This is a genomic window from Bradyrhizobium sp. USDA 3311 (assembly GCF_054062495.1).
The window spans coordinates 4,426,189-4,446,876 of record NZ_JBSSFI010000001.1; the positions used below are offsets into that span (position 1 = coordinate 4,426,189).

Here is a 20,688-nt window from a genome sequence, read left to right on the forward strand (position 1 = left end):
ATCGGGATCGCAGCTTTAGATTTAGCGATGGAGTTAGCTGGCAGCGCGGCCAAGCGCTGACTTTGGATTGGCTGGATTCCACTTGGCTTGGCCGCTGTGCCGCAGACGCTTGCAATCGGTGCTCCCGATCGCAATCTAAAGTCCAAGCAAACGTCCGCCGGCTGCGGTTTCCATGCCACGACGGTCATAGACAACGGATCCTCTGGTGGAGGCTTATCCCAACAGGAGAGTTCGTGCCCGGTGCGCCGCGCGACTGCGGTGGAGAGGATAGAGATAGGTTGGCGTGGCCGCGATTCAGACGAATGTGCCGGTGGCGTACGGTTAGGACACTGCAGTCGGCCACTACCAACACTCTGGCAGACTTCGACAGGTGAGCTTCTTCAGCCGGTCCGTAATTCTCACACGGCGGGTCTTAGTGACGAGACAAGCGTGGTTTTCGAGATCGCGGCCCCTATCGATGGTCCGAACCTGCCCGCCGGCGGCAACCTCCCGCCATGCCGTGCCGGGCGGTCGGGCTGCCCAGTAGCGGGGCGTGAGCTGCTTATCGTGTTTTCCCTCAACCGGCAGGCAACTTTCGGCATAGACGCATTCTTGTGCTTGGCGTACGAAGCGGGCGCGCGCTATCCCGGTTTGGCGTCTAGCCCCGCGGCCTCGATGCCGGCTATGGCACAGGCTTCGTCATTGTCGGAGGTGTCGCCGGACACGCCGACGGCGCCGAGCAGCGTTGTGCCGTCCATGATCAGCACGCCGCCGGGGACCGGCACCAGCGCGCCCTTGGCAATCGTGTTCACGGAGTCGATGAAATAGGTCTGCTCCTGCGCGCGCTGGTACAGCGCGCGCGAACCCATGCCCATGGCGAGGGCGCCATAGGCCTTGCCGTGCGCGATCTCGGCGCGCATCAGGCTGGTGCCGTCCTGGGCTGCTGCGATCTTGAGCACACCGCGCGCGTCCAGGACGGTGACGACGAGCGGCTTCAGCTTCAGCTCGGTGGACTTTGCGAAGGCGGCGTCGAGGATCTTACGGGCGGTGTCGAGCGTCAGTTCAGCCATGGTTGGGTTCCTTTGCAGCTGGAGAAGGGGAATTGGTCTTGGCGCGATCGAGGCCCATCGCCAGCACGCGCGCGACGTGAAGCGCTTCGCGCTTTGTGCCGTCGTGGATCTGGTGCCGGCAGGAAGTGCCGTCGGCGACGACCAGCGTCGCCTCGTCTGCGCGCCGCACGGCGGGCAGCAGCGACAGCTCGGCCATCTCCATCGAGGCGTCATAGGTCTCAGCGCCATAGCCGAAGGCGCCCGCCATGCCGCAACAGCTGGACTCGATGGTCTCGACCTCAAGGCCGGGAACGAGCCGCAGCACCTGCTCGACTGGCCTGAAGGCGCCGAAGGATTTTTGGTGGCAATGGCCGTGCACCACGGCCTTGTCGGCGACGGTACCGAGCGGCAGTTGCAGCCGGCCGGCCTGGGCTTCGCGCACCAGGAATTCCTCGAAGGTCAGCGCATGGGCACTGATGGCCTTGGCGTCATCGTCCTTGCGCAGCGACGAAAGCTCGTCGCGCAGCGTCAGCAGGCAGCTAGGCTCGAGACCGACGATCGGCACGCCACGCGCGGCGAAGGGCGCGAAGGCGGCCACCAGCCGGTCCAGCTCGGACCTGGCCTCGTCGACGAGACCCGCGGAGAGGAAGGTGCGGCCGCAGCAGAGCGGGCGACTGCCACCCGCGGGCCTGGGCAGATGCACGCGATAACCGCCGGCCGCGAGCACGCGCAGCGCGGCATCGAGATTTTCGCGCTCATAGATGCGATTGAACGTATCGGCGAACAGCACGACCTCGCGACCGCTCTCCGGGCCGACCGTTTCCGCAGGCGGCGCGAACACGTCGCTGCGGAAGGCGGGTAGCGCCCGGCGCGCGCTGATGCCGGCAAAGCGCTCGAACAGTTTTTGCAGCAACGGGCTGTGATTGCGCAAATTCGCGAGCGGCGCGAAGCGCGAGGCGAGGCCGGCATAGCGCGGGAGATAGCCCACCAGGCGGTCGCGCAGCGTCAGGCCGTGGGTGGCTGCGCGGGCGGCGAGCACCTCGATCTTCATCTTGGCCATGTCAACGCCGGTCGGGCATTCGTGGCGGCAAGCCTTGCAGGAGACGCAGAGTTTGAGCGTCTCAATCATCTCGTCCGAGGACAGCGCGTTCGGGCCGAGCTGGCCGGAGATCGCGAGCCGCAAGGTGTTGGCGCGCCCCCGCGTCACGTCTTTCTCGTTGCGCGTCGCGCGGTAGGACGGGCACATCACGCCGCCCTCGAGCTTGCGGCAGGCGCCGTTGTTGTTGCACATCTCGACCGCGCCCTGGAAACCGCCGCCGGCGCCGGGATAGGCGGACCAGTCGAGTTTCGTCTTGAAGTCAGCGACGCGATAGTCCGGTTTGAAGCGGAACAGCGAGCGGTCGTCCATCCTGGGCGCATCGACGATCTTGCCGGGATTGAGGACGCCATCGGGATCGAAGCGCTGCTTCACCTCCCTGAAATCGGCAACGAGGCGTTCGCCGAACATCGTCTCGTGGAATTCCGAGCGCACCAGGCCGTCGCCGTGCTCGCCGGAATGCGAGCCCTTGTACTCGCGCACCAGCGCGAAGGCTTCCTCCGCGATGGCGCGCATCGCCTTGACGTCCTTCTCCAGCTTCAAATTCAGCACCGGGCGCACATGCAGGCAGCCCTCGGAGGCATGCGCATACATCGTGCCGCTGGTGCCGTGTTTTGCGAAAACCTCGTTCAGCCGCGCGGTGTAGTCGGCGAGATGGGGCAACGGCACCGCGCAGTCCTCGACGAAGGAGACCGGCTTGCCCTCCTGCTTCATCGACATCATGACGTTGAGGCCGGCGGCGCGGAAATCGGCGATGCCGCTCTGCAGCGCCGGCTCGGTGATCTCGACCACGCCGCCCCATTTGCGCGTGTCGTTATTCCAGCCGAGGCCGAGATCGCCCATCAGCTCGTTGAGCTGCTTCAGGCGCAGGAGATTGTCCGCCTGATTCTCTTCGGCGAACTCGACCACCAGCACGGCGTCCGGATCGCCCTTGATCGCGGCCGAGATGATCGGCCTGAACATCGCGATGTCGCGGCCGAGCGCGATCATGGTGCGGTCGACCAGCTCGACCGCGATCGGCTTGAGTTTGACGAGATGTTGGGCCGCATCCATCGCCTCGTAGAAGCTGCCGAAATGGCAGACGCCCAGCGCCTTGTTACGGATGACGGGCCAGAGCTTCAGCTCGACCTTGGTGGTGAAGGCGAGGGTGCCTTCGGAGCCGACCAGCAGGTGCGCCATGTTGTTCGGCGCGTTGCGCGGCACCAGCGCATCGAGATTGTAGCCGCCGACGCGGCGCTGCACCTTTGGAAAGCGCGCGGCGATCTCATCGGCCTCGCGGGTGCCGAGATCGAGCATGTCGCGGAACAGGGCGCGCGCGCTGTCGCTGGCCTCGACGTCGGAGAGATCGCGCGACACCTCGCCGAAGCGGCTGAGCGTGCCGTCGGCAAGCGCCGCCTCCATCGACAGCGTGTTGTCGCGCATGGTGCCGTAGCGCAAGCTGCGGCCGCCGCAGGAATTGTTGCCGGCCATGCCGCCGATGGTGGCGCGCGAGGCGGTGGAGACGTCGACCGGAAACCACAGGCCGTGCTTTTTGAGCTGGCGGTTGAGGTCGTCGAGCACGATGCCGGGCTCGACCACGCAGGTGCGGCCCTCGACGTCGAGCGACAGGATGCGGTTGAGATGCTTGGAGAGGTCGACGACGAGGCCGTCATTGACGGTCTGGCCGCATTGCGAGGTGCCGCCGCCGCGCGGGGTGACCTTGCGGCCCTCGTCGCGGGCGATCGCCAGGGCCCGCAGCGCCTCGTCCATGGTCTTGGGCACGACCACGCCCGCCGGCACGATCTGGTAGAACGAGGCGTCGGTGGCGTAGCGGCCGCGGCTGAAGCGGTCGAACAGGACGTCGCCGGTCAATTCCGACCGCAGGCGCCGTTCGAGCGAGGAGGCGTTTGTCATCCCTGATCCCGGACTGACCCAGCGAAGCTCAGCCTTGCTGAGTTATTCATTATTGTTCACGACCGATTATATTATGAATTCAAAATGAGCAAGCCGGCCGCCCGTCAGGGCGAGGCCGGCGCGTCCTCTTGGGGCTCGGTCAGGTGCTCGATCGCGGCCGTCCGCTTGTTGCGCAGGTGCTGGAACAGGATGTCGCTGAGTTCGCTGCCGGCGCGGCGGCGCAGCGCATCGAGGATGGCCTCGTGCTCGCGCATGGCTTCCGCCCAGCGCTGCCGCTTGCGGGCGAAATTGGCGGAGTAGCGGACGCGGCGGATCCTTCCCGCGAAATTGGCGTAGGCGGTCTTCAGCGTCTCGTTGCGCGCGGCTGCGACGATGCTCTCGTGGATGCGCTGGTTGGTCTGGAAATAGCCGTGCATGTCGCGGTGCAGATAGTGGCCGTACATCTCGTAATGCAGCTGCTCGATCGCGGTGATTTCCTCATCCGTAATGGCCTCGCAGGCAAGGCGTCCGGCGAGGCTTTCCAGTCCCGCCATGACGTCGAACAGCTCTTCCAGGTCGCGCTGGCTGAGCTGGCGGACGCGAGCGCCGCGGTTGGGCAGCAGCTCGATCAGCCCCTCGGCGGCAAGGACCTTTAGCGCTTCACGCAAGGGCGTGCGGGAGATGCCGAGCATCTCGCAGAGCTGGCGCTCGGGAACGCGCGCGCCGTCGGGAATGTTGCCTTCGACCACGTAGTCGCGCAGCCGCAGCAGGATCTCGCCATGGAGCGAGGCCTCCTGGCGGTCGCCGCCATTTGTGGCGGGCGGGGTGATCGGAACCCCAGTGTCGGGAATCGTGGATTTCATTTGCAGCACAGTAGTTTGCCCGTCTGGTCGCGTCGACGTCCACAATCGAATACCAAAATTCGATTGAAATGACAAAAAATGAATGCAAAATAACCTGCAGAGCCGGCAGAATTCGCCGACAGGGAGGTTTCATGCATCAGGGACGCCATTTCCTTCAGATTCCGGGCCCAAGCCCGGTCCCCGAGCGCGTCCTGCGCGCCATGGACATGCCTGTGATCGACCACCGGAGCGCCGAATTCGGCGAGCTCGGCCGGACCGTCCTCGAGGGCAGTCAGAAAATCTTCCAGACCAGGGGTCCGGTCATCATCTTCCCCTCGTCGGGGACCGGCGCCTGGGAGGCCGCGATCGTCAACACGCTGTCGCCGGGCGACCGGGTGCTGATGGTCGAGACCGGCCATTTCGCCACCCTGTGGCGGCAGATGGCCAGCCGTTTCGGCATCGAGGTCGATTTCGTGCCCGGCGACTGGCGGCGTGGCGCCGACCCCGCCTTGATCGAGGCGAAGCTCACCGAGGACAAGGCGCGCGCGATCAAGGCCGTGATGGTCGTGCACAACGAGACCTCGACCGGCGCGACCAGCCGCATCGCCGAGATCCGCGCCGCGATCGATCGCGCCTCGCATCCCGCGCTACTTATGGTCGACACCATCTCCTCGCTCGGCTCGGTCGACTACCGCCACGACGAGTGGAAGGTCGACGTCAGCGTCAGCTGCTCGCAGAAGGGCTTTATGCTGCCGCCCGGCCTCGGCTTCAACGCGATCTCGGAGAAGGCGCGTGCAGCGGCGAAGACCAACAAGATGCCGCGCTCCTATTTCGACTGGGAGGAGATGCTGAAGCCGAACGCAAAAGGCTTCTTCCCCTACACGCCGGCGACCAATCTGCTTTACGGCCTGCGCGAGGCGATCACGATGCTGCTCGAAGAGGGGCTCGACAACGTCTTCGCCCGGCATCAGCGGTTAGCTGCCGCGACCCGCGCCGCCGTCAATCATTGGGGCCTCGAAGTGCTCTGCCAGGAGCCTTCAGAGTTCTCGCCGGTGCTCACGGCCGTGCTGATGCCGCCGGGCCATGACGCCGATCAGTTCAGGAAAGTCGTGCTCGACAATTACAACATGTCGCTCGGCTCCGGGCTCTCGAAGGTCGCCGGAAAGGTCTTCCGCATCGGCCATCTCGGCGAATGCAACGCGCTCACCCTGCTCGGCGCGCTCACCGGCGTGGAGATGGGCCTGTCGGTTGCCGGCGTGCCGCATCGCTCGGGCGGCGTCGATGTCGCGATGAAGCTGTTGGAGCAGCGCCCGCAGGGCAACGCATCGCCGCATCTGAAAGGGGTCGGCACCTAGATCGCGCGGGACACGCAAGGCCAATCATAAAAAGCAATCAGCGAGGGTGGAGATGGGAATTCGGTTCAAGGCCACGCATGTCGTCTTGGCGATGCTCTGCGCGATGTACTTCATCACCTATGTCGACCGGGTGAACATCGGCACTGCGGCGAGCGAGATCCAGAAGGAGCTGGGCCTCTCGAACACCCAGCTCGGCTTCGTCTTCTCCGCCTTCGCCTATCCCTATCTGCTGTTCCAGGTGATCGGCGGCTGGGTCGGCGATCATTTCGGCCCGCGCAAGACGCTGTTCTGGTGCGGCATGATCTGGGCGGCCGCGACCATCATGACCGGCTTCGTCAACGGTCTTGCCGCGCTGTTCGTCGCGCGTTTCGCGCTCGGCTTCGGCGAGGGCGCGACGTTCCCGACCGCGACGCGCGCAATGCAATACTGGACGCCGGCGAACCGCCGTGGCTTCGCGCAAGGCCTCACCCATTCCTTCGCCCGGCTCGGCAATGCCGTGACGCCGCCCGTGGTGGCGCTGTTGATCCTCTGGCTGACCTGGCGCGGCGCCTTCGTCGTGCTCGGCTTCGTTAGCCTCGTCTGGGGCGTGATCTGGGTCTGGTACTTCCGCAACGAGCCGAAAGAGCATGCCTCCATCACCGAAGCCGAGCTCGCCGCGCTGCCGCCGCGCCCGACCGGTGAGCGGCCGCGCGTGCCGTGGGGACCGTTGCTCGGCCGGATGTGGCCGGTGACGCTGACCTATTTCTGCTACGGCTGGTGCCTGTGGCTGTACCTCAACTGGCTGCCGCTGTTCTTCAAGAACAACTACAGTCTCGACATCAAGAACTCGGCGCTGTTCGCCTCCGGCGTCTTCTTCGCCGGCGTGGTCGGTGACAGCGTCGGCGGTGTGCTGTCTGACAAGATCCTCGACCGCACCGGCAATGTCCGCTTGGCGCGGCTCAGCGTCACCGTTGCGGGATTTGCGGGGGCGCTGCTCTCGCTGTTTCCGATCCTGTTCGTCCACGACATCACCATCGTCGCGCTGTGCCTGTCGGCCGGCTTCTTCTGCGCTGAACTGGTGATCGGTCCGATGTGGTCGATCCCGATGGACATCGCCCCGAAATATTCCGGGACCGCCTCGGGAATCATGAACACCGGCTCGGCCTTCGCGGCCATCGTCTCCCCGCTGGTCGCGGGCTTCGTGATCGACGTGACCGGCAACTGGTACCTGCCGTTCCTGATGTCGATGGGGCTGCTGCTGCTCGGCGGCTTTTCCGCCTTCCTGATGCATCCAGAGCGTCCGTTCGCGGAGGTCGAGGGGAGGCTGCCGTCCGGAAAGGTGGTGGCCGCGGAATAGGGGGCGGCGGAGGCCCGCCGCCGATGCATGGGAGGGGCCTTAAGGAGAGGGGACAAGCCGGTCAAATGGTGCTATTCGGCGGCCATCAAAATCAAGGCAAGACCGGGAAGGACGCCGATGACCGTGCATACTGGAAGGCATTTCCTACAGATTCCAGGACCGACCAACGTGCCCGACCGCGTGCTGCGGGCGATGGACATGCCGACGCTGGACCATCGCGGTCCGGAGTTCGCCGAGCTCGGCTTCGGCGTGCTTGCCGCGATGCAGCGCGTGTTCCGCACCAAGCAGCCCGTGATCATCTTCCCCTCGTCCGGCACCGGCGCATGGGAAGCGGCGATGGTCAACGTGTTTTCGCCCGGCGACAAGGTCCTGATGTGCGAGACCGGCCAGTTCGCCGTGCTGTGGCGCGGCATCGCCGACAAGTTCAAGCTCGACGTCGACTTCATCCCGAGCGACTGGCGCCATGGTGCCGATCTCGCCGAGATCGAGCAGCGCCTTGCCGCCGACAAGCAGCACACGATCAAGGCGGTCTGCGTCGTGCACAACGAGACCTCGACCGGCTGCGTGACGCCGCCGTTGGAGGTGCGCAAGCTGCTCGACCGCGTCAAGCATCCGGCGCTGCTGATGGTCGACACCATCTCCGGCCTCGGCTCGATGGAATACGAGCACGACGCCTGGGGTATCGACGTCTCGGTCGCAGGCTCCCAGAAGGGCCTGATGCTGCCGCCCGGCCTCGGCTTCAACGCCGTCTCGGAGAAGGCGCTCGCCGTTGCCAAGGCCAACCCGGGCATGCGCTCCTATTGGGACTGGCAGGAGGTCATCAGCTTCAACAAGCTCGGCACCTTCCCCTATACGCCCGCGACCAATCTGCTCTACGGCTTGCGCGAAGCGGTCAAGATGCTGGAAGAGGAAGGGCTGGAGAACGTCTGGACCCGCCACAAGCGCCACAGCGCGGCGACCCGCGCCGCGGTCAAGGTCTGGGGCTTGGAAACGCAGTGCGCCGATCCTGCCGCGCATTCCCCTGCGCTGACCGGCGTGCGCGTGCCGGATGGACACGACGCCGACGCCTTCCGCAAGGTGGTGCTGGAAAACTTCGACATGTCGCTCGGCACGGGCCTGAACAAGGTCAAGGGCAAGGTGTTCCGCATCGGCCATATCGGCCATTTCAACGATCTGATGCTGATGGGCACGCTCGCCGGCGTCGAGATGGGCCTGGATCTTGCAAAGATTCCGCACCGGAGCGGCGGCGTGTTGGCGGCCATGGACGTCCTGAAGGGACGCGATGTGGTGCCGATGGCCAAGGCCCAAGTAGCTTAGAAGGCGCAGGTGGCCTGAACTAACCTGGAAAGTGAGCGCGCGATGAACGCACCGACGACGACCAACGAAGACCTGCTCTACTCCGTCCAGGACGGCATCGCGCGGATCACCTTCAACCGCCCTCAGGCGCGCAACGCAATGACCTTCGCCATGTATGACCGCATGGCGGAGATCTGCCTTGAGATCAACGCCGACCGCTCGATCAAGGCGCTGATCCTGACCGGCGCCGGCGACAAGGCGTTCGCCTCCGGCACCGACATCTCGCAATTCCGCGCGTTCAAGACCGCGCAGGATCCACTCGATTACGAGGCCCGCATCGACCGCGTGCTCGGCACGCTCGAGCAGTGCCGCGTGCCCGTGATCGCGGCGATCGCCGGCGCCTGCACCGGCGGCGGCGCCGGCATTGCGGCCTGCTGCGACCTCCGCATCGGGACTGAGACGACGCGAATGGGCTTTCCGATCGCGCGTACGCTCGGCAACTGCCTGTCGATGTCCAACATCAGCCGCGTCGTCGCACTGGTGGGACCTGCCCGCACCAAGGATCTGATCTTCAAGGCGCGGCTGGTCGAGGCGCCGGAAGCGCTCGCCCTCGGCCTGCTCAACGAGGTCGTGCCCGACGCCGAGACGCTTCAGCGTCGCGCCGACGAGACCGCAAAGCTTGTCGCAAGCCACGCGCCGCTCACGCTCGAGGCGACCAAGGAAGCGGTCCGCCGCATCCGCCGTACGCTGTCGCGCGAAGAGGGTGAGGACCTGATCCTCAAGGCCTATATGAGCGAAGATTTCCGCGAGGGCATGGACGCCTTCCTCAACAAGCGGACGCCGGTCTGGAAGGGTAAGTAAAAACCAGATTGATACTGCAACTCTCGAAGCCCGCTGTTCCCGTCCGGGAGTTCCTGGGCCGATTGGCGTTCAGGCCCTTTGCTGCGCCTATTTCTCACTAACTTTTTGATAACCCATAGCTTTATCAATGAGGCGTAGCGTACCAGAGCCTTGGAGCTGCTCTGCTATAATTCATACGCGGTCAGCGATGTAACGCTGGGTGGCGTTTAGGACTCCGGCGCGTTGGGTGCGCGCAAAGACATCACAGACCTCCGGAAGCAAGTTCGCTGAGTAGCCGAACGCCTTAGCGCCTTGCTTAGTGCGGAATTCAATCTGCTTAGCGATCACAGCAAAGTCTTCGCCGATGAAGGGTTCTAGGTTCTGCAATGTCAAAAGAGAAGGCAGTATGACGCCGCCCGGTGATGCTGACGTCCGTTGGAGGGGCGACCTAGGCCCATCATGAAGCCACTGTACGTGATCACTCGCTGCCCATCGTTCAGAACGGCAGCCTCAATCTCGATGTCTCCAAATCGAATGACGCCTTCATGCGCCGCCTGCGGCAAATGTCGCGCCCAGCGGGCTTTAACGGCCTTGCGAGCAATCCCCCGCCGCTCGTCATCATGATAGCGCAGCTGCTCTTGCCATGCCGCCAGCGGCACGGGCGGGCACTCCCCACTGCACTCTCCACCGCGTTTTCCTCCGCTCGAGGTTGCGATCCAAGCTAACACTCTCCCTTGCACCCATATTTCAGGAGTGTGGTTGGGCCAGACAATCGTAAGCACGATATTGCACAGACGTATACAAGCTGATGCGGGGAGCTGTTCGGCTGTAGGTCGTTTCGGGGCACGGAACCAAAATTGGCCTTAAAAAGCGGAGCTGACGGACAGCAACGTTACTCCTCGGGCCGCGCCGGCTCATTTAATGCGACCTTGACTCGTGCGGGTGAAGAGCAGTGCCAAACTGCTGTACAGAAAGCTTTCAGTATCACGTCCTTGCACCCAATTTGTGGAACCGACCGATACGTTGCCGTGAGAGCTTGCGCAATTTGTAGCGCTTGGTAGACATCCCGCTCCTCATAGAGCTTCAGACCAAAAAGGCCTCCCAGCAATCCGCCCCAGAAGCTATGCTTGTGAGACCGTATTAGGACTCCCTTTTTACCAACAGAGATCCAACAGGCGTCTCCGCTGTCTAAGACAATTGTCGCGTCGTGGCCAAATCTCTCGTTAATGTAAAGAAGCTGCGGCATATTTCTACCAACTATTGTCTTCGACAAATCCGCTCGAACCGACACTTCGGGGTTTTAACAGATCTGCGAATAGGCTGTCGGCGAACTGCGGTGATGCCGCGTCCAGCGCGGGGCGGGGTATCGCATCGTTCTTTCTTTCGTCAAGCTGTCGTCTTGAATTCGATCGAACGGACGGCATGGGCTCCGATACTTGTCATCATTTGTTCGCAACTGGGCCCTAACCCTTCGCACGCGCGCCCATAGCGACCGTCTCCCTAGCCCCTCCGGACGTCGACACTCCGTGGATCAGGGGGGCGGTCGCAGGTCTTGCTCAGACCTCATCAACATCTAAGTTTCTGTCGCCGGCACAACGACACTCATGGACCGTGCGCTTGCTGCTCAATGTAGTAATTGACTTATTCTACTCAATTTTTGAATAAGTTGTTCTCATCCCAAAGTCATAAGCAATGTTGCGCCGCGTGGCTTGAATCCAGCCGGATTCGCCAGCACAATGGCGCTGAATTCATCTTTGAATTTCCAATCCGAACAAGAAATTAGGGAAGACGCACGTGGGACATGGAATGAAGGCCACGATCGTGCTGGCGGCCGCGCTTTGTGGCACACCGGCTTTTGCCGGCTGGGAACCGACCAAACCGGTCGAGATCGTGGTGGCGGCCGGTGCGGGCGGTGCTTCCGATCAGATGGCGCGAATGATGCAGGCCGCGATCCAGAAGAACAATCTGATGAAGCAGCCGATGGTCGTCTCGCTCAAGGGCGGCGCCTCGGGCGCGGAAGCGCTGATGTACATGAAGTCCAGCGAGGGCGACCCCAACAAGGTGCTGATCGCCTATTCGCTGATCTACATGCTGCCGATGTCGGCGAAGATCCCGTTCAACTGGCGTGAGCTGACCCCGGTTTCGGTGATCGCGCTCGACCAGTTCGTGCTGTGGGACAACAGCGCCGGTCCCAAGACGGTAAAGGAATTCGTCGAGGCCGCGAAGGCGGCGAGCTCGCCGTTCAAGATGGGCGGCACCGGCTCCAAGCGCGAGGATCACGTGCTGACCGTGTTCCTGGAGCAGAAGACCGGCGCGAAATTCTCCTATCTGCCCTACAAGTCCGGCGGCGAGGCCGCGACCCAGCTCGTTGGCAACCATACCGAGGCCAACGTCAACAACCCCAGCGAAAACCTCGAAGTCTGGCGCGCCGGCCAGGTGCGTCCGCTCTGCGTGTTCGACAAGGAGCGCATCTTCTACACCAGCAAGGTGACGGACACGCAGTCCTGGGCCGACATCCCGACCTGCAAGGAGGAGGGCGTCGACGTCCAGTATCTGATGCTGCGCGCGATGTTCCTGCCCGGCAAGGTCACGGCCGAGCAGCAGGCCTTCTATGTCGAGCTGTTCCACAAGGTGACGCAGACCGCCGAGTACAAGGACTACATGGAGAAACAGGCGTTGAAGCCGATCTTCCTCACCGGCAAGGACATGGTGCAATTCCTCGAGGAGGACGATGCCATCAACAAGGCGCTGATGATCGAAGCCGGATTCGTCGCGAAGTAGCCGTCTCTCTTTTCCCTCTCCCCGTTCTTACGGGGGAGGGCAGGGGTGAGGGGCGGTCTCGGCGAGTCCAGCTTTCCCCGTCCGTGCCGAGAGTCCCCCTCACCCGGCGCTTCGCCATAGCCGAGGCTTTGCTTCGGCGTCCTAGAAAACGGCCGCGGATGCGACCTCTGCCTCTCCCCGCAAGCGGGGGCGAGGTGACATCATTCCGGCTTTGCAAAGCAGCACATGTCCCAAACCGATATAGAAATCGTCGTCGACGATCCGACCGCGCCTGAAGAGGACTCGCCCTCCATCGTCAGCTCAGGCACGATCGAAATCCTTGTCTGCCTCCTGCTGCTCGCGCTGGCCGTCACGCTCGGCTACGACAATTGGCGCACCGGGGCTTCCTGGGACGCAACCGGGCCCGAGCCCGGCTATTTCCCGTTCTATCTCTCCGTCATCCTCGGCGGCGGCAGCCTCTACGGCCTGATCGCGGCGCTCGTCGCGCGCCGCGCGGCGTCCGGAAGCTTCGTCACGCGCGCGCAGGCCCGCCGCGTGATGGCGGTGTTCGTGCCGACGCTGCTGTTCTGTCTGGTGACGCAGTTCCTCGGCCTCTATGTCGCGAGCTTCTTGCTGATTGCGGCCTTCATGCGCCTCGTCGGCAAGATCGCGCTGTGGAAGTCGCTGCTCACCGCCTTCCTGTTCACGGCGATCATGTTCGTCACCTTCGACATCGCCTTCGACGTCATCATGCCGAAGGGGCCGCTCGAAGCGGCCTTCGGCCACTAGGACGGACCCGCGATGGAAGCTCTCGGTCTCCTGCTTCACGGCTTCGCCGTCCTGCTGACGTGGAAGACGCTCGTGCTGATGATGGTCGGGCTGGTGCTCGGCATCTTCGTCGGCGTGCTGCCGGGCCTCGGCGGCCCCAACGGCGTTGCGATCCTGTTGCCGCTGACCTTCACGATGGACCCGACCTCCGCCATCGTGATGCTGTCCTGTATCTACTGGGGCGCGCTGTTCGGCGGCGCGATCACCTCGATCCTGTTCAACATCCCGGGCGAGGCCTGGTCGGTCGCGACCACCTTCGACGGCTATCCGATGGCGCAGCAGGGCAGGGCGGCGGAGGCGCTGACCGCGGCGTTCACGTCCTCCTTCATCGGCTCGCTGGTCGCAGTGCTCCTGATCACCTTCCTCGCGCCGATGATCTCGTCCTTTGCGTTGAAGTTCGGCCCGCCCGAGTTCTTCGCGGTGTATCTGCTCACCTTCTGCTCCTTCGTTGGCCTGGGGCGCGAGGCCAAGCACAAGACGGTCATCTCGATGTCGCTGGGGCTGCTGCTCGCCGGCATCGGTATGGACACGGTGTCGGGCAATCTGCGCATGACTTTCGGCTCGGCCGAGCTCTTGCGCGGTATCAACTTCCTCGTCGCCGTCATCGGCCTGTTCGGAATCAGCGAGATCCTGCTGACGATGGAGGAGCGGCTGGCACTGCGCGGCCACGCGGCAAGCATCTCGCTGCGCGTCGTGCTCGGTGTCTGGAAGGACCTGCCGAAATACTGGGTGACGTTGCTGCGCTCCTCCTTCATCGGCTGCTGGCTCGGCATCACCCCGGGCGGGGCGATCGCGGCCTCCTTCATGGGCTACAATCTCGCCAAGCGCTTTTCCAAGGATCCGGAGAGTTTTGGCAAGGGTCGCATCGAGGGCGTGTTTGCGCCGGAAACGGCGGCGCACGCCTCCGGCACCGCGGCGCTGCTGCCGATGCTGGCGCTCGGCATTCCCGGCTCCGGCACAGCCGCGATCCTGCTCGGCGGGTTGATGGTATGGGGGCTCAATCCGGGGCCGCTGCTGTTCGTCGAGCACAAGGATTTCGTCTGGGGCTTGATCGCTTCGATGTATCTCGGCAACGTCGTCGGCCTCGTGCTGGTGCTAACGACGGTGCCGATCTTCGCATCGATCCTGCGCGTGCCCTTTGCGGCGGTGGCGCCGATGATCGTGGTATCCTGCGCGATCGGCGCCTATGCGATCCAGAACGCGATGTTCGACATCTGGCTGATGCTGGGCTTCGGCGTCGTTGGCTACGTCTTCAAGAAGATCGGAATTCCGCTGGCGCCGTTTACGCTCGCCCTCGTCCTCGGCAACCGTGCCGAGGACGCATTCCGCCTGTCGATGATCGGCTCCGGCGGCGACCTCAGAGTGTTCTGGGCGAACGGGCTGGTCGGGTCGATTACCACGCTAGCGATTCTGCTTCTGTTCTGGCCGCTGATCGATGGCCTGCTGGGCCACTTCGGATGGACGCAACGGGCGAAAACCGCATCACGGTAAATTCGCTCTTAAACTATAAGTAGATCAAAAGCTTAGTTTGTCGATGACGTCGCAGTCCAAGTCCTGGCGTCATCCGATTGTTTCCAAATGTTGCCGCCGCGCGACAGCCGCGCTGGAACCGAAGGCGTATGGTCCCATCCAGATTTTGGTTTTTGTGGCAGGGGCGAAGTTATGAAGCGGATTGTGATGGGAATTGCGGCAGCGGCCTCGCTGGTTGGGACGAACGCGATGGCCGCCGATCTGGCGGCGAGGCCCTATGTGAAGGCGCCGCCGATCGTCGATCCCGGTTATAACTGGACGGGATTTTATGCGGGTTTGAACGGCGGCTATAGCTGGGGCAGGACGACCGCGACGGCTGTGATCGGCGCGCCCTTTCCCGCGGGATCCATCGGCACGGCCAAGCAGAACGTGGATGGCGGCCTCGGCGGCGGCCAAGTTGGCTACAATTGGCAGCTGGACCGGAAATGGGTCGTCGGCGTCGAGGCCGACATTCAAGGCACCGGCGAACGCGGGCGATCGAACGACGTGCTAGGCACGATCCGAATCGGCAGGTTTGGTGTCACGGCGTCCACGGCGACCAGCACCGATTTTCCCTGGTTCGCAACCTTCCGTGGACGAGGCGGCTTCCTCGTTGATCCGAGCTTGCTGCTCTATGCCACCGGCGGTCTGGCGGTCGGCGAGGTCAAGTTCTCGAGCACGCCGACGCTTACGCTTCAGGCGTTCGATGGCAACGACCCCGTCGGCGCGCCCATATCGGCCACCGGCGCGACAGTGTCGGAAAGCCGGACCCGGGTGGGCTGGACGCTCGGCGCAGGCCTGGAGAAGAAGTTCGCACCCAACTGGTCGGCGAAGCTAGAATATCTCTACATCGATCTCGGCACCAAGACCTACTTCGCCGGGACAGGGAATGACATCGACGTCAAATTCCGCGACCATATCCTCCGTGCTGGCTTCAACTACCAGTTCACGGCGGGCCCGGTCGTCGCCAAGTACTGAGCCAAGTACTGATCGGCAGGCAGTTACGGATGGAAAAGCCCTGGTTATCCGGGGCTTTTTTCATGGTTCGAAGTCCGGGCGCCTCGGCGTTCGCTTACACCACCTTGCGCTGCCTGAGCTCCGCGATCTCCTCCTTACCGAAACCGAACTCGGCCAGCACCTCTTCCGTCTGCTCGCCGAACTCCGGTGGCCGCGCCACCATCTTACTCGGCGTGCGCGACAGCGTCACGGGCTGGCCGACCAGGCGGATGTGGCGGTCCTCGTCGCTCGGCACATCCTGCGCGATGCCGAGATGCCTGACCTGCGCGTCCTCGAACATCTGGTCGATGGCGTAGATCGGCCCGCAGGGCACACCAGCGTCGTTGAACTCCTGGACCCACGTCTCGGTCGACTTCGTCACGGTGCGCTTCTCGATCTCGGCGTTGAGCGCGTCGCGGTTCTTCGAGCGGGCCGGCGCGGTCGCATAGTCCGGATGGCTGTAGAGCTCCGGCGCGCCGATCGCCTGCGCGCAGCGCTCCCAGATCCGCCCGCCGGTGGTGGCGATGTTGATGTAGCCGTCCGAGGTCTTGAACACGCCGGTCGGGATGCTGGTCGGGTGGTTGTTACCGGCCTGCCTGGCGACCTCTTTCTCCATCAGCCAGCGCGCGGCCTGGAAGTCGAGCATGAAGATCTGGGCCTGGAGCAGCGAGGTCTGCACCCATTGGCCCTTGCCCGAGACCTCGCGTTCGAGCAGCGCGGTCAGGATGCCCATGGCGCAGAACAGGCCAGCGGTGAGGTCGGCGACGGGAATGCCGACCCGCATCGGGCCTTCACCCGGCGCGCCGGTGATCGACATCAGCCCGCCCATGCCCTGCGCGATCTGATCGAAGCCTGGCCGCTTGTGATAGGGGCCGTCCTGGCCGAAGCCGGAAATGCTGCCATAGACGATGCGCGGGTTGATCGCGGCGAGGCTGTCATAGTCGATGCCGAGCTTCTTCTTCACGTCGGGACGGAAATTCTCGACCACGACATCGGCCTTGGCGGCGAGGCGCTTGAACACCGCGAGCCCGCGCTCGTCCTTCAGGTTCAGCGTCATCGCCCGCTTGTTGCGGTGCAAATTCTGGAAGTCGGAGCCCCGCCGCGGTCCGCCCGGCTGCTCACCGCCGGCATCCTCGGTCAGCGCATCGATCTTGATCACGTTGGCGCCCCAGTCTGCGAGCTGCCGCACGCAGGTGGGCCCGGACCGGACACGGGTCAGATCGAGCACGGTGAAGCGCGACAGGGCTTCCGAGGCATGCGGAAAGGGCATCTTGAAAGGCTCCGGGACAGATTGCGGGCCTACCATAGTGCCCAAAGCTCGTGCGACAAGTCTGGGCCGACGCGGATGCCGCCTGTCGAAATGCAGTGCCTGACGGGGGTCTGCCTGACCTGATCTGGCCTGACGCAGCTTGCTGTGCTGCGTGAAAGGGATCAGCGCCGCAGGCGTTTCAGCTCGGCACGCGCCTGCGCGGCCAGAGGGTCATCGCCGTGGCGTGCGATGAAGAGCTCGAACGCCTCCCGCGTTCCCGTCCGACGGGCGGCTTCGTATTCCTCGGCGACCGCCGCCGAGGGGTCGCGGGCGGGCGGAACCGATGGCGCGCGTATCGCCTTGCCGTTGTCGTCCGCGTTGGCTTTGCCGGCCATGATAGGCAGTCCTCCGAAGGGGCGATGGTCCGGCCCGGCGATCGCCACCAGGGCGCCGAACAGACCGGCCGAGAGTGCACGTAGTTTCATGATTTCCCTTGCAGATCACGCGTGTAGCGGAACCTCAGTTCTTGTCCCGGTCCGTATGATTACGGGGTATGATGGCTAACACGGCCTTATGGACGAGAGCCGGGCTTGGTCGCCCAATTTAAACCAAACGTTTAACTCTCAAGCTAGAATCATCTGTCCGCGCCCCGAATCGCGCGGGGCTAGCTGCTTCGGAGATTCCCTTGGCCACCGCCGTCACGGTCAGTAGGACCAACAACGCAGATATCGACGGCATGCTGTCGGGCGTCAAATGGTCCGGCACGATCACCTATAGCTTTCCGGACTCGCCCAGCGACTACGCCAATCCGTACACCGGCGGCGGCAGTGAGCCGACGACGTCGGGCTTTGCCTCGGCGCCCATACAGATGCAGGCGGCGATCAATTACGCGATCGGGCTGATCCTCGGCTACACCAACGCGAGCATCCAGTACGCGGGCACGAACGGCGCCGACATCATGGTCGCGCAGTCGCCGTCGGCCAATCCGACCTCCTACGCCTATTACCCCGGCAACTACGCGTCCGGCGGCGATGTCTGGTTCGGGACTCAGTACAATTACTCGCTCGCCGCGCTCGGCAACTACTATTTCACGACCGCGCTGCACGAGCTCGGCCACGCCCTCGGCCTCAAGCACAGCCAGGAAACAGGTGGCGTCGCCAACGTCGCTGTGCCAAGCGCGCATGACGACAGCGAATACACCGTCATGAGCTATCGCAGCTATGTCGGCGGGCCGCTGACCGGCTACACCAACGAAGTCTATGGATATCCGCAGACCTATATGGCCAACGATATCCTCGCGCTGCAGACGATGTATGGCGCGAACTACACGACCCAGAGCGGGGCCACCGTCTATACCTGGAGCACGACCACCGGCCAGGAATTCATCAACGGCGTCGGCCAGCCGGCCGACAATGGCGGCGCCGGCGGCTCGGCCAACCGCATCTTCGAGACGATCTGGGATGGTGGCGGCGTCGATACCTACGACCTGTCGAATTACACGACGAACCTGAGCATCAACCTCAATCCAGGCGCCTCGTCCGTGTTCTCGTCGGTTCAGCTGGCCTATCTCGGAAGTGGCCACTACGCGTCGGGCAATGTCTACAACGCCTATCTCTACAACAACGATGCGCGCTCCTACATCGACAACGCCATCGGTGGCTCCGGCAACGACACCATCGTCGGCAACGTCATCGCGAACACGCTGAACGGCGGCTCTGGCAACGACACGATCACCGGCGGCGGCGGCAACGACACTATCATCGGTGGCTCGGGCACCGATACGGCGGTATATTCGGGCAACGAGGCCAGCTACGCCATATCTTACAATGCAGCCACTCAGACTTTCACTTTGAGCGACCAGCGCTCCGGTTCGCCGGACGGTACAGATACCGTCAATGGTGTTGATAGCTTCCAGTTTGCTGACAATACTCTGTCGAGTGCGATGCTCATCAGCCAGCTAGTTCCTGTCCCAATCGAGTCATTCGGCTTAACGAGTCTGCTCCAAGTCGCGAACAACTTTGAGCTTGGTAGCGCCGGGCCAATGCTGAAGTACAACGGAGTGGCCGTCGTGAGCGGTCAGTTTTCTCCATGGGTGCCAATAGGCGCGGAACAGACTGCAAGCGGGTTCGACTTCGCCTGGAAGATACCTGGTGCTGACAATTACACAGTGTGGAGCACCGACGCGAATGGGAATTACGTTGCAAATCTGACGGAGATCGTATCCGGAACCAGCACCGCGTTGGAATCGCTTGAGACCACCTTCCATCAGGACCTCAATGGGGACGGCACGATCGGCCTACCGACCATGACGATCGAGTCGGTTGGATTGACGAGCCTGGTTCAGGTCGGCAGCAATTATTACCTTGGCGCCACCGGCCCTGAGCTAACGTATGGTGGCTCAGCAGTTGTGTCGGGTCAGTTTGCGCCGTGGGCGCCGATCGGGGCGGAGCAAACGGCGAGCGGTTTTGACTTTGCTTGGAAGGTGCCTGGCACGGATGCTTACACGGTGTGGAGCACGGACAGCAGTGGCCACTATCTCACCAACCTGACCGGCATTGTGTCCGGAACCAGCACCGCGTTGGAATCGCTTGAGACCACCTTCCATCAGGACCTCAATGGGGACGGCACGATCGGCCTACCGACCATGACGATCGAGTCGGTTGGATTGACGAGCCTGGTTCAGGTCGGCAGCAATTATTACCTTGGCGCCACCGGCCCTGAGCTAACGTATGGTGGCTCAGCCGTTGTGTCGGGTCAGTTTGCGCCGTGGGCGCCGATCGGGGCGGAGCAAACGGCGAGCGGTTTTGACTTTGCTTGGAAGGTGCCTGGCACGGATGCTTACACGGTGTGGAGCACGGACAGCAGTGGCCACTATCTCACCAACCTGACCGGCATTGTGTCCGGAACCAGCACCGCGTTGGAATCGCTTGAGACCACCTTCCATCAGGACCTCAATGGGGACGGCACGATCGGCGTTCTAGTCGCAACCGCCAGTCATACGTCCGCGAACAACAACACATTTCAATTTCTGTCCATTCAGACGGAGGAGCCCGTTGATGGGAGCTCACCGATGACCAAATCTCAGTTGGATCAGGTCTATGATTTACTTGGCCCGAAGAGGGCCTTCTCAAGCGAAGTGAAAGAGATGGCGTGGTTATTTCCTTCCAGTGCCGATGCAATAAATGACAGCAGCGCCTCCGGCTTACATTGGGTCGATCAAGTTATTGGACACTTTATGATTGGATAGGAGTACGGACCTCACAAAGAATAAGCTTAAGGTTGACGAGCGCCGCCGCCCTCCATTAGTCGGCGCATCTGTTGAAACGAAGCTGAGCGCAAATGGACCGATGGCGGCGAGGCCTACACTGCGACCTCTCGCACCGGAACGTCTTCATGCCGTGGCGATATCCGCGCGCTTGGCGGCCAGGCTCGATCAAGATGATCTGCTTCCACCATCAGCAACATTTCAGATTTCAGAGATGGCCCGGCACTGATGACGGCCAGCGGCGGTGAGATAATTTCGACATTCGGTGCGTGGGCGATTGCCTGCAAGGCGTCCGCGCGGTGCGGGCAGAGCCGGTGCGCAACGCTCCTTCGGTTTCGAGAATGCCATTTCGACTGGATTGGTGCGCCAGGCGAAGTGGCGCGGTCTATCCGATAAAAGTCCGGCCGCATCTAAGG

Annotated in this window: 15 protein-coding genes; 9 read left to right on the forward strand and 6 right to left on the reverse strand. The window is 63.1% G+C overall.

The features are described from left to right. Positions 1–620 precede the first annotated feature (620 nt). The 3 genes from ACVWW6_RS20975 to ACVWW6_RS20985 all read right to left on the reverse strand — a co-directional run bounded on the left by ACVWW6_RS20975 (position 621) and on the right by ACVWW6_RS20985 (position 4,859). Positions 621–1,049: a GlcG/HbpS family heme-binding protein gene (locus ACVWW6_RS20975; protein WP_271553559.1), complete on the reverse strand. Its 429-nt coding sequence runs from the start codon at positions 1,047–1,049 to the stop codon at positions 621–623. Beyond that, positions 1,042–4,017 carry an FAD-binding and (Fe-S)-binding domain-containing protein gene (locus ACVWW6_RS20980; protein WP_456681351.1) on the reverse strand — a complete coding sequence of 992 codons (2,976 nt, stop codon included), beginning with the start codon at positions 4,015–4,017 and terminating at the stop codon, positions 1,042–1,044. The genes ACVWW6_RS20975 and ACVWW6_RS20980 overlap by 8 nt, the downstream gene beginning before the upstream one ends. 104 nt (positions 4,018–4,121) lie before the next feature. Next, complete coding sequence (locus tag ACVWW6_RS20985; RefSeq protein ID WP_271553557.1) at positions 4,122–4,859, reverse strand: GntR family transcriptional regulator; 738 nt, start codon at positions 4,857–4,859, stop codon at positions 4,122–4,124. A 131-nt stretch (positions 4,860–4,990) separates the two neighbouring features. Here ACVWW6_RS20985 and ACVWW6_RS20990 point away from each other — a divergent pair, with 131 nt between their 5' ends. The 4 genes from ACVWW6_RS20990 (at position 4,991) to ACVWW6_RS21005 (ending at position 9,686) form a co-directional block, all read left to right on the forward strand. After that, complete coding sequence (locus ACVWW6_RS20990) at positions 4,991–6,193, forward strand: pyridoxal-phosphate-dependent aminotransferase family protein (RefSeq protein WP_456681352.1); 1,203 nt, start codon at positions 4,991–4,993, stop codon at positions 6,191–6,193. A gap of 52 nt (positions 6,194–6,245) precedes the next feature. Next, on the forward strand, positions 6,246–7,529 hold the full coding sequence (locus ACVWW6_RS20995) for an MFS transporter (protein WP_271553555.1): 1,284 nt from the start codon (positions 6,246–6,248) through the stop codon (positions 7,527–7,529). 117 nt (positions 7,530–7,646) lie between these two features. Further along, positions 7,647–8,846, forward strand: coding sequence for a pyridoxal-phosphate-dependent aminotransferase family protein (locus ACVWW6_RS21000; protein ID WP_028173158.1), 1,200 nt, complete (start codon positions 7,647–7,649; stop codon positions 8,844–8,846). Between the two features lie 42 nt (positions 8,847–8,888). After that, complete coding sequence (locus ACVWW6_RS21005) at positions 8,889–9,686, forward strand: enoyl-CoA hydratase/isomerase family protein (RefSeq protein WP_271553554.1); 798 nt, start codon at positions 8,889–8,891, stop codon at positions 9,684–9,686. 368 nt (positions 9,687–10,054) lie between these two features. Here ACVWW6_RS21005 and ACVWW6_RS21010 read toward each other — a convergent pair whose 3' ends face one another. Further along, the gene (locus tag ACVWW6_RS21010; RefSeq protein ID WP_456681353.1) at positions 10,055–10,324 is read right to left on the reverse strand and encodes a hypothetical protein; all 270 of its coding nucleotides are present in this window, start codon (positions 10,322–10,324) and stop codon (positions 10,055–10,057) included. A 1,147-nt stretch (positions 10,325–11,471) separates the two neighbouring features. On the opposite strand from ACVWW6_RS21010, the gene ACVWW6_RS21015 reads away from it, so the two are divergent. The 4 genes from ACVWW6_RS21015 (at position 11,472) to ACVWW6_RS21030 (ending at position 15,740) form a co-directional block, all read left to right on the forward strand. Further along, complete coding sequence (locus ACVWW6_RS21015) at positions 11,472–12,446, forward strand: Bug family tripartite tricarboxylate transporter substrate binding protein (RefSeq protein ID WP_271553551.1); 975 nt, start codon at positions 11,472–11,474, stop codon at positions 12,444–12,446. A 225-nt stretch (positions 12,447–12,671) separates the two neighbouring features. Next, positions 12,672–13,214, forward strand: a complete 543-nt coding sequence (locus ACVWW6_RS21020; RefSeq protein WP_097532284.1) for a tripartite tricarboxylate transporter TctB family protein — start codon at positions 12,672–12,674, stop codon at positions 13,212–13,214. A 12-nt stretch (positions 13,215–13,226) separates the two neighbouring features. Beyond that, positions 13,227–14,744, forward strand: a complete 1,518-nt coding sequence (locus tag ACVWW6_RS21025) for a tripartite tricarboxylate transporter permease (protein WP_028173162.1) — start codon at positions 13,227–13,229, stop codon at positions 14,742–14,744. A gap of 87 nt (positions 14,745–14,831) precedes the next feature. Further along, complete coding sequence (locus ACVWW6_RS21030; protein ID WP_244647611.1) at positions 14,832–15,740, forward strand: outer membrane protein; 909 nt, start codon at positions 14,832–14,834, stop codon at positions 15,738–15,740. A 94-nt stretch (positions 15,741–15,834) separates the two neighbouring features. Here the strand turns inward: ACVWW6_RS21030 and ACVWW6_RS21035 are convergent, their stop codons facing one another. Together ACVWW6_RS21035 and ACVWW6_RS21040 are read right to left on the reverse strand one after the other, a co-directional pair. Continuing rightward, complete coding sequence (locus ACVWW6_RS21035) at positions 15,835–17,028, reverse strand: CaiB/BaiF CoA transferase family protein (protein ID WP_271551680.1); 1,194 nt, start codon at positions 17,026–17,028, stop codon at positions 15,835–15,837. 161 nt (positions 17,029–17,189) lie between these two features. Beyond that, the gene (locus tag ACVWW6_RS21040) at positions 17,190–17,492 is read right to left on the reverse strand and encodes a hypothetical protein (protein WP_271551677.1); all 303 of its coding nucleotides are present in this window, start codon (positions 17,490–17,492) and stop codon (positions 17,190–17,192) included. Positions 17,493–17,692: 200 nt separating this feature from the next. Here ACVWW6_RS21040 and ACVWW6_RS21045 point away from each other — a divergent pair, with 200 nt between their 5' ends. Next, positions 17,693–20,254 (forward strand): M10 family metallopeptidase C-terminal domain-containing protein, encoded by a 2,562-nt coding sequence (locus tag ACVWW6_RS21045; RefSeq protein WP_456681354.1) that lies wholly within the window; start codon positions 17,693–17,695, stop codon positions 20,252–20,254. Positions 20,255–20,688 lie beyond the last annotated feature (434 nt).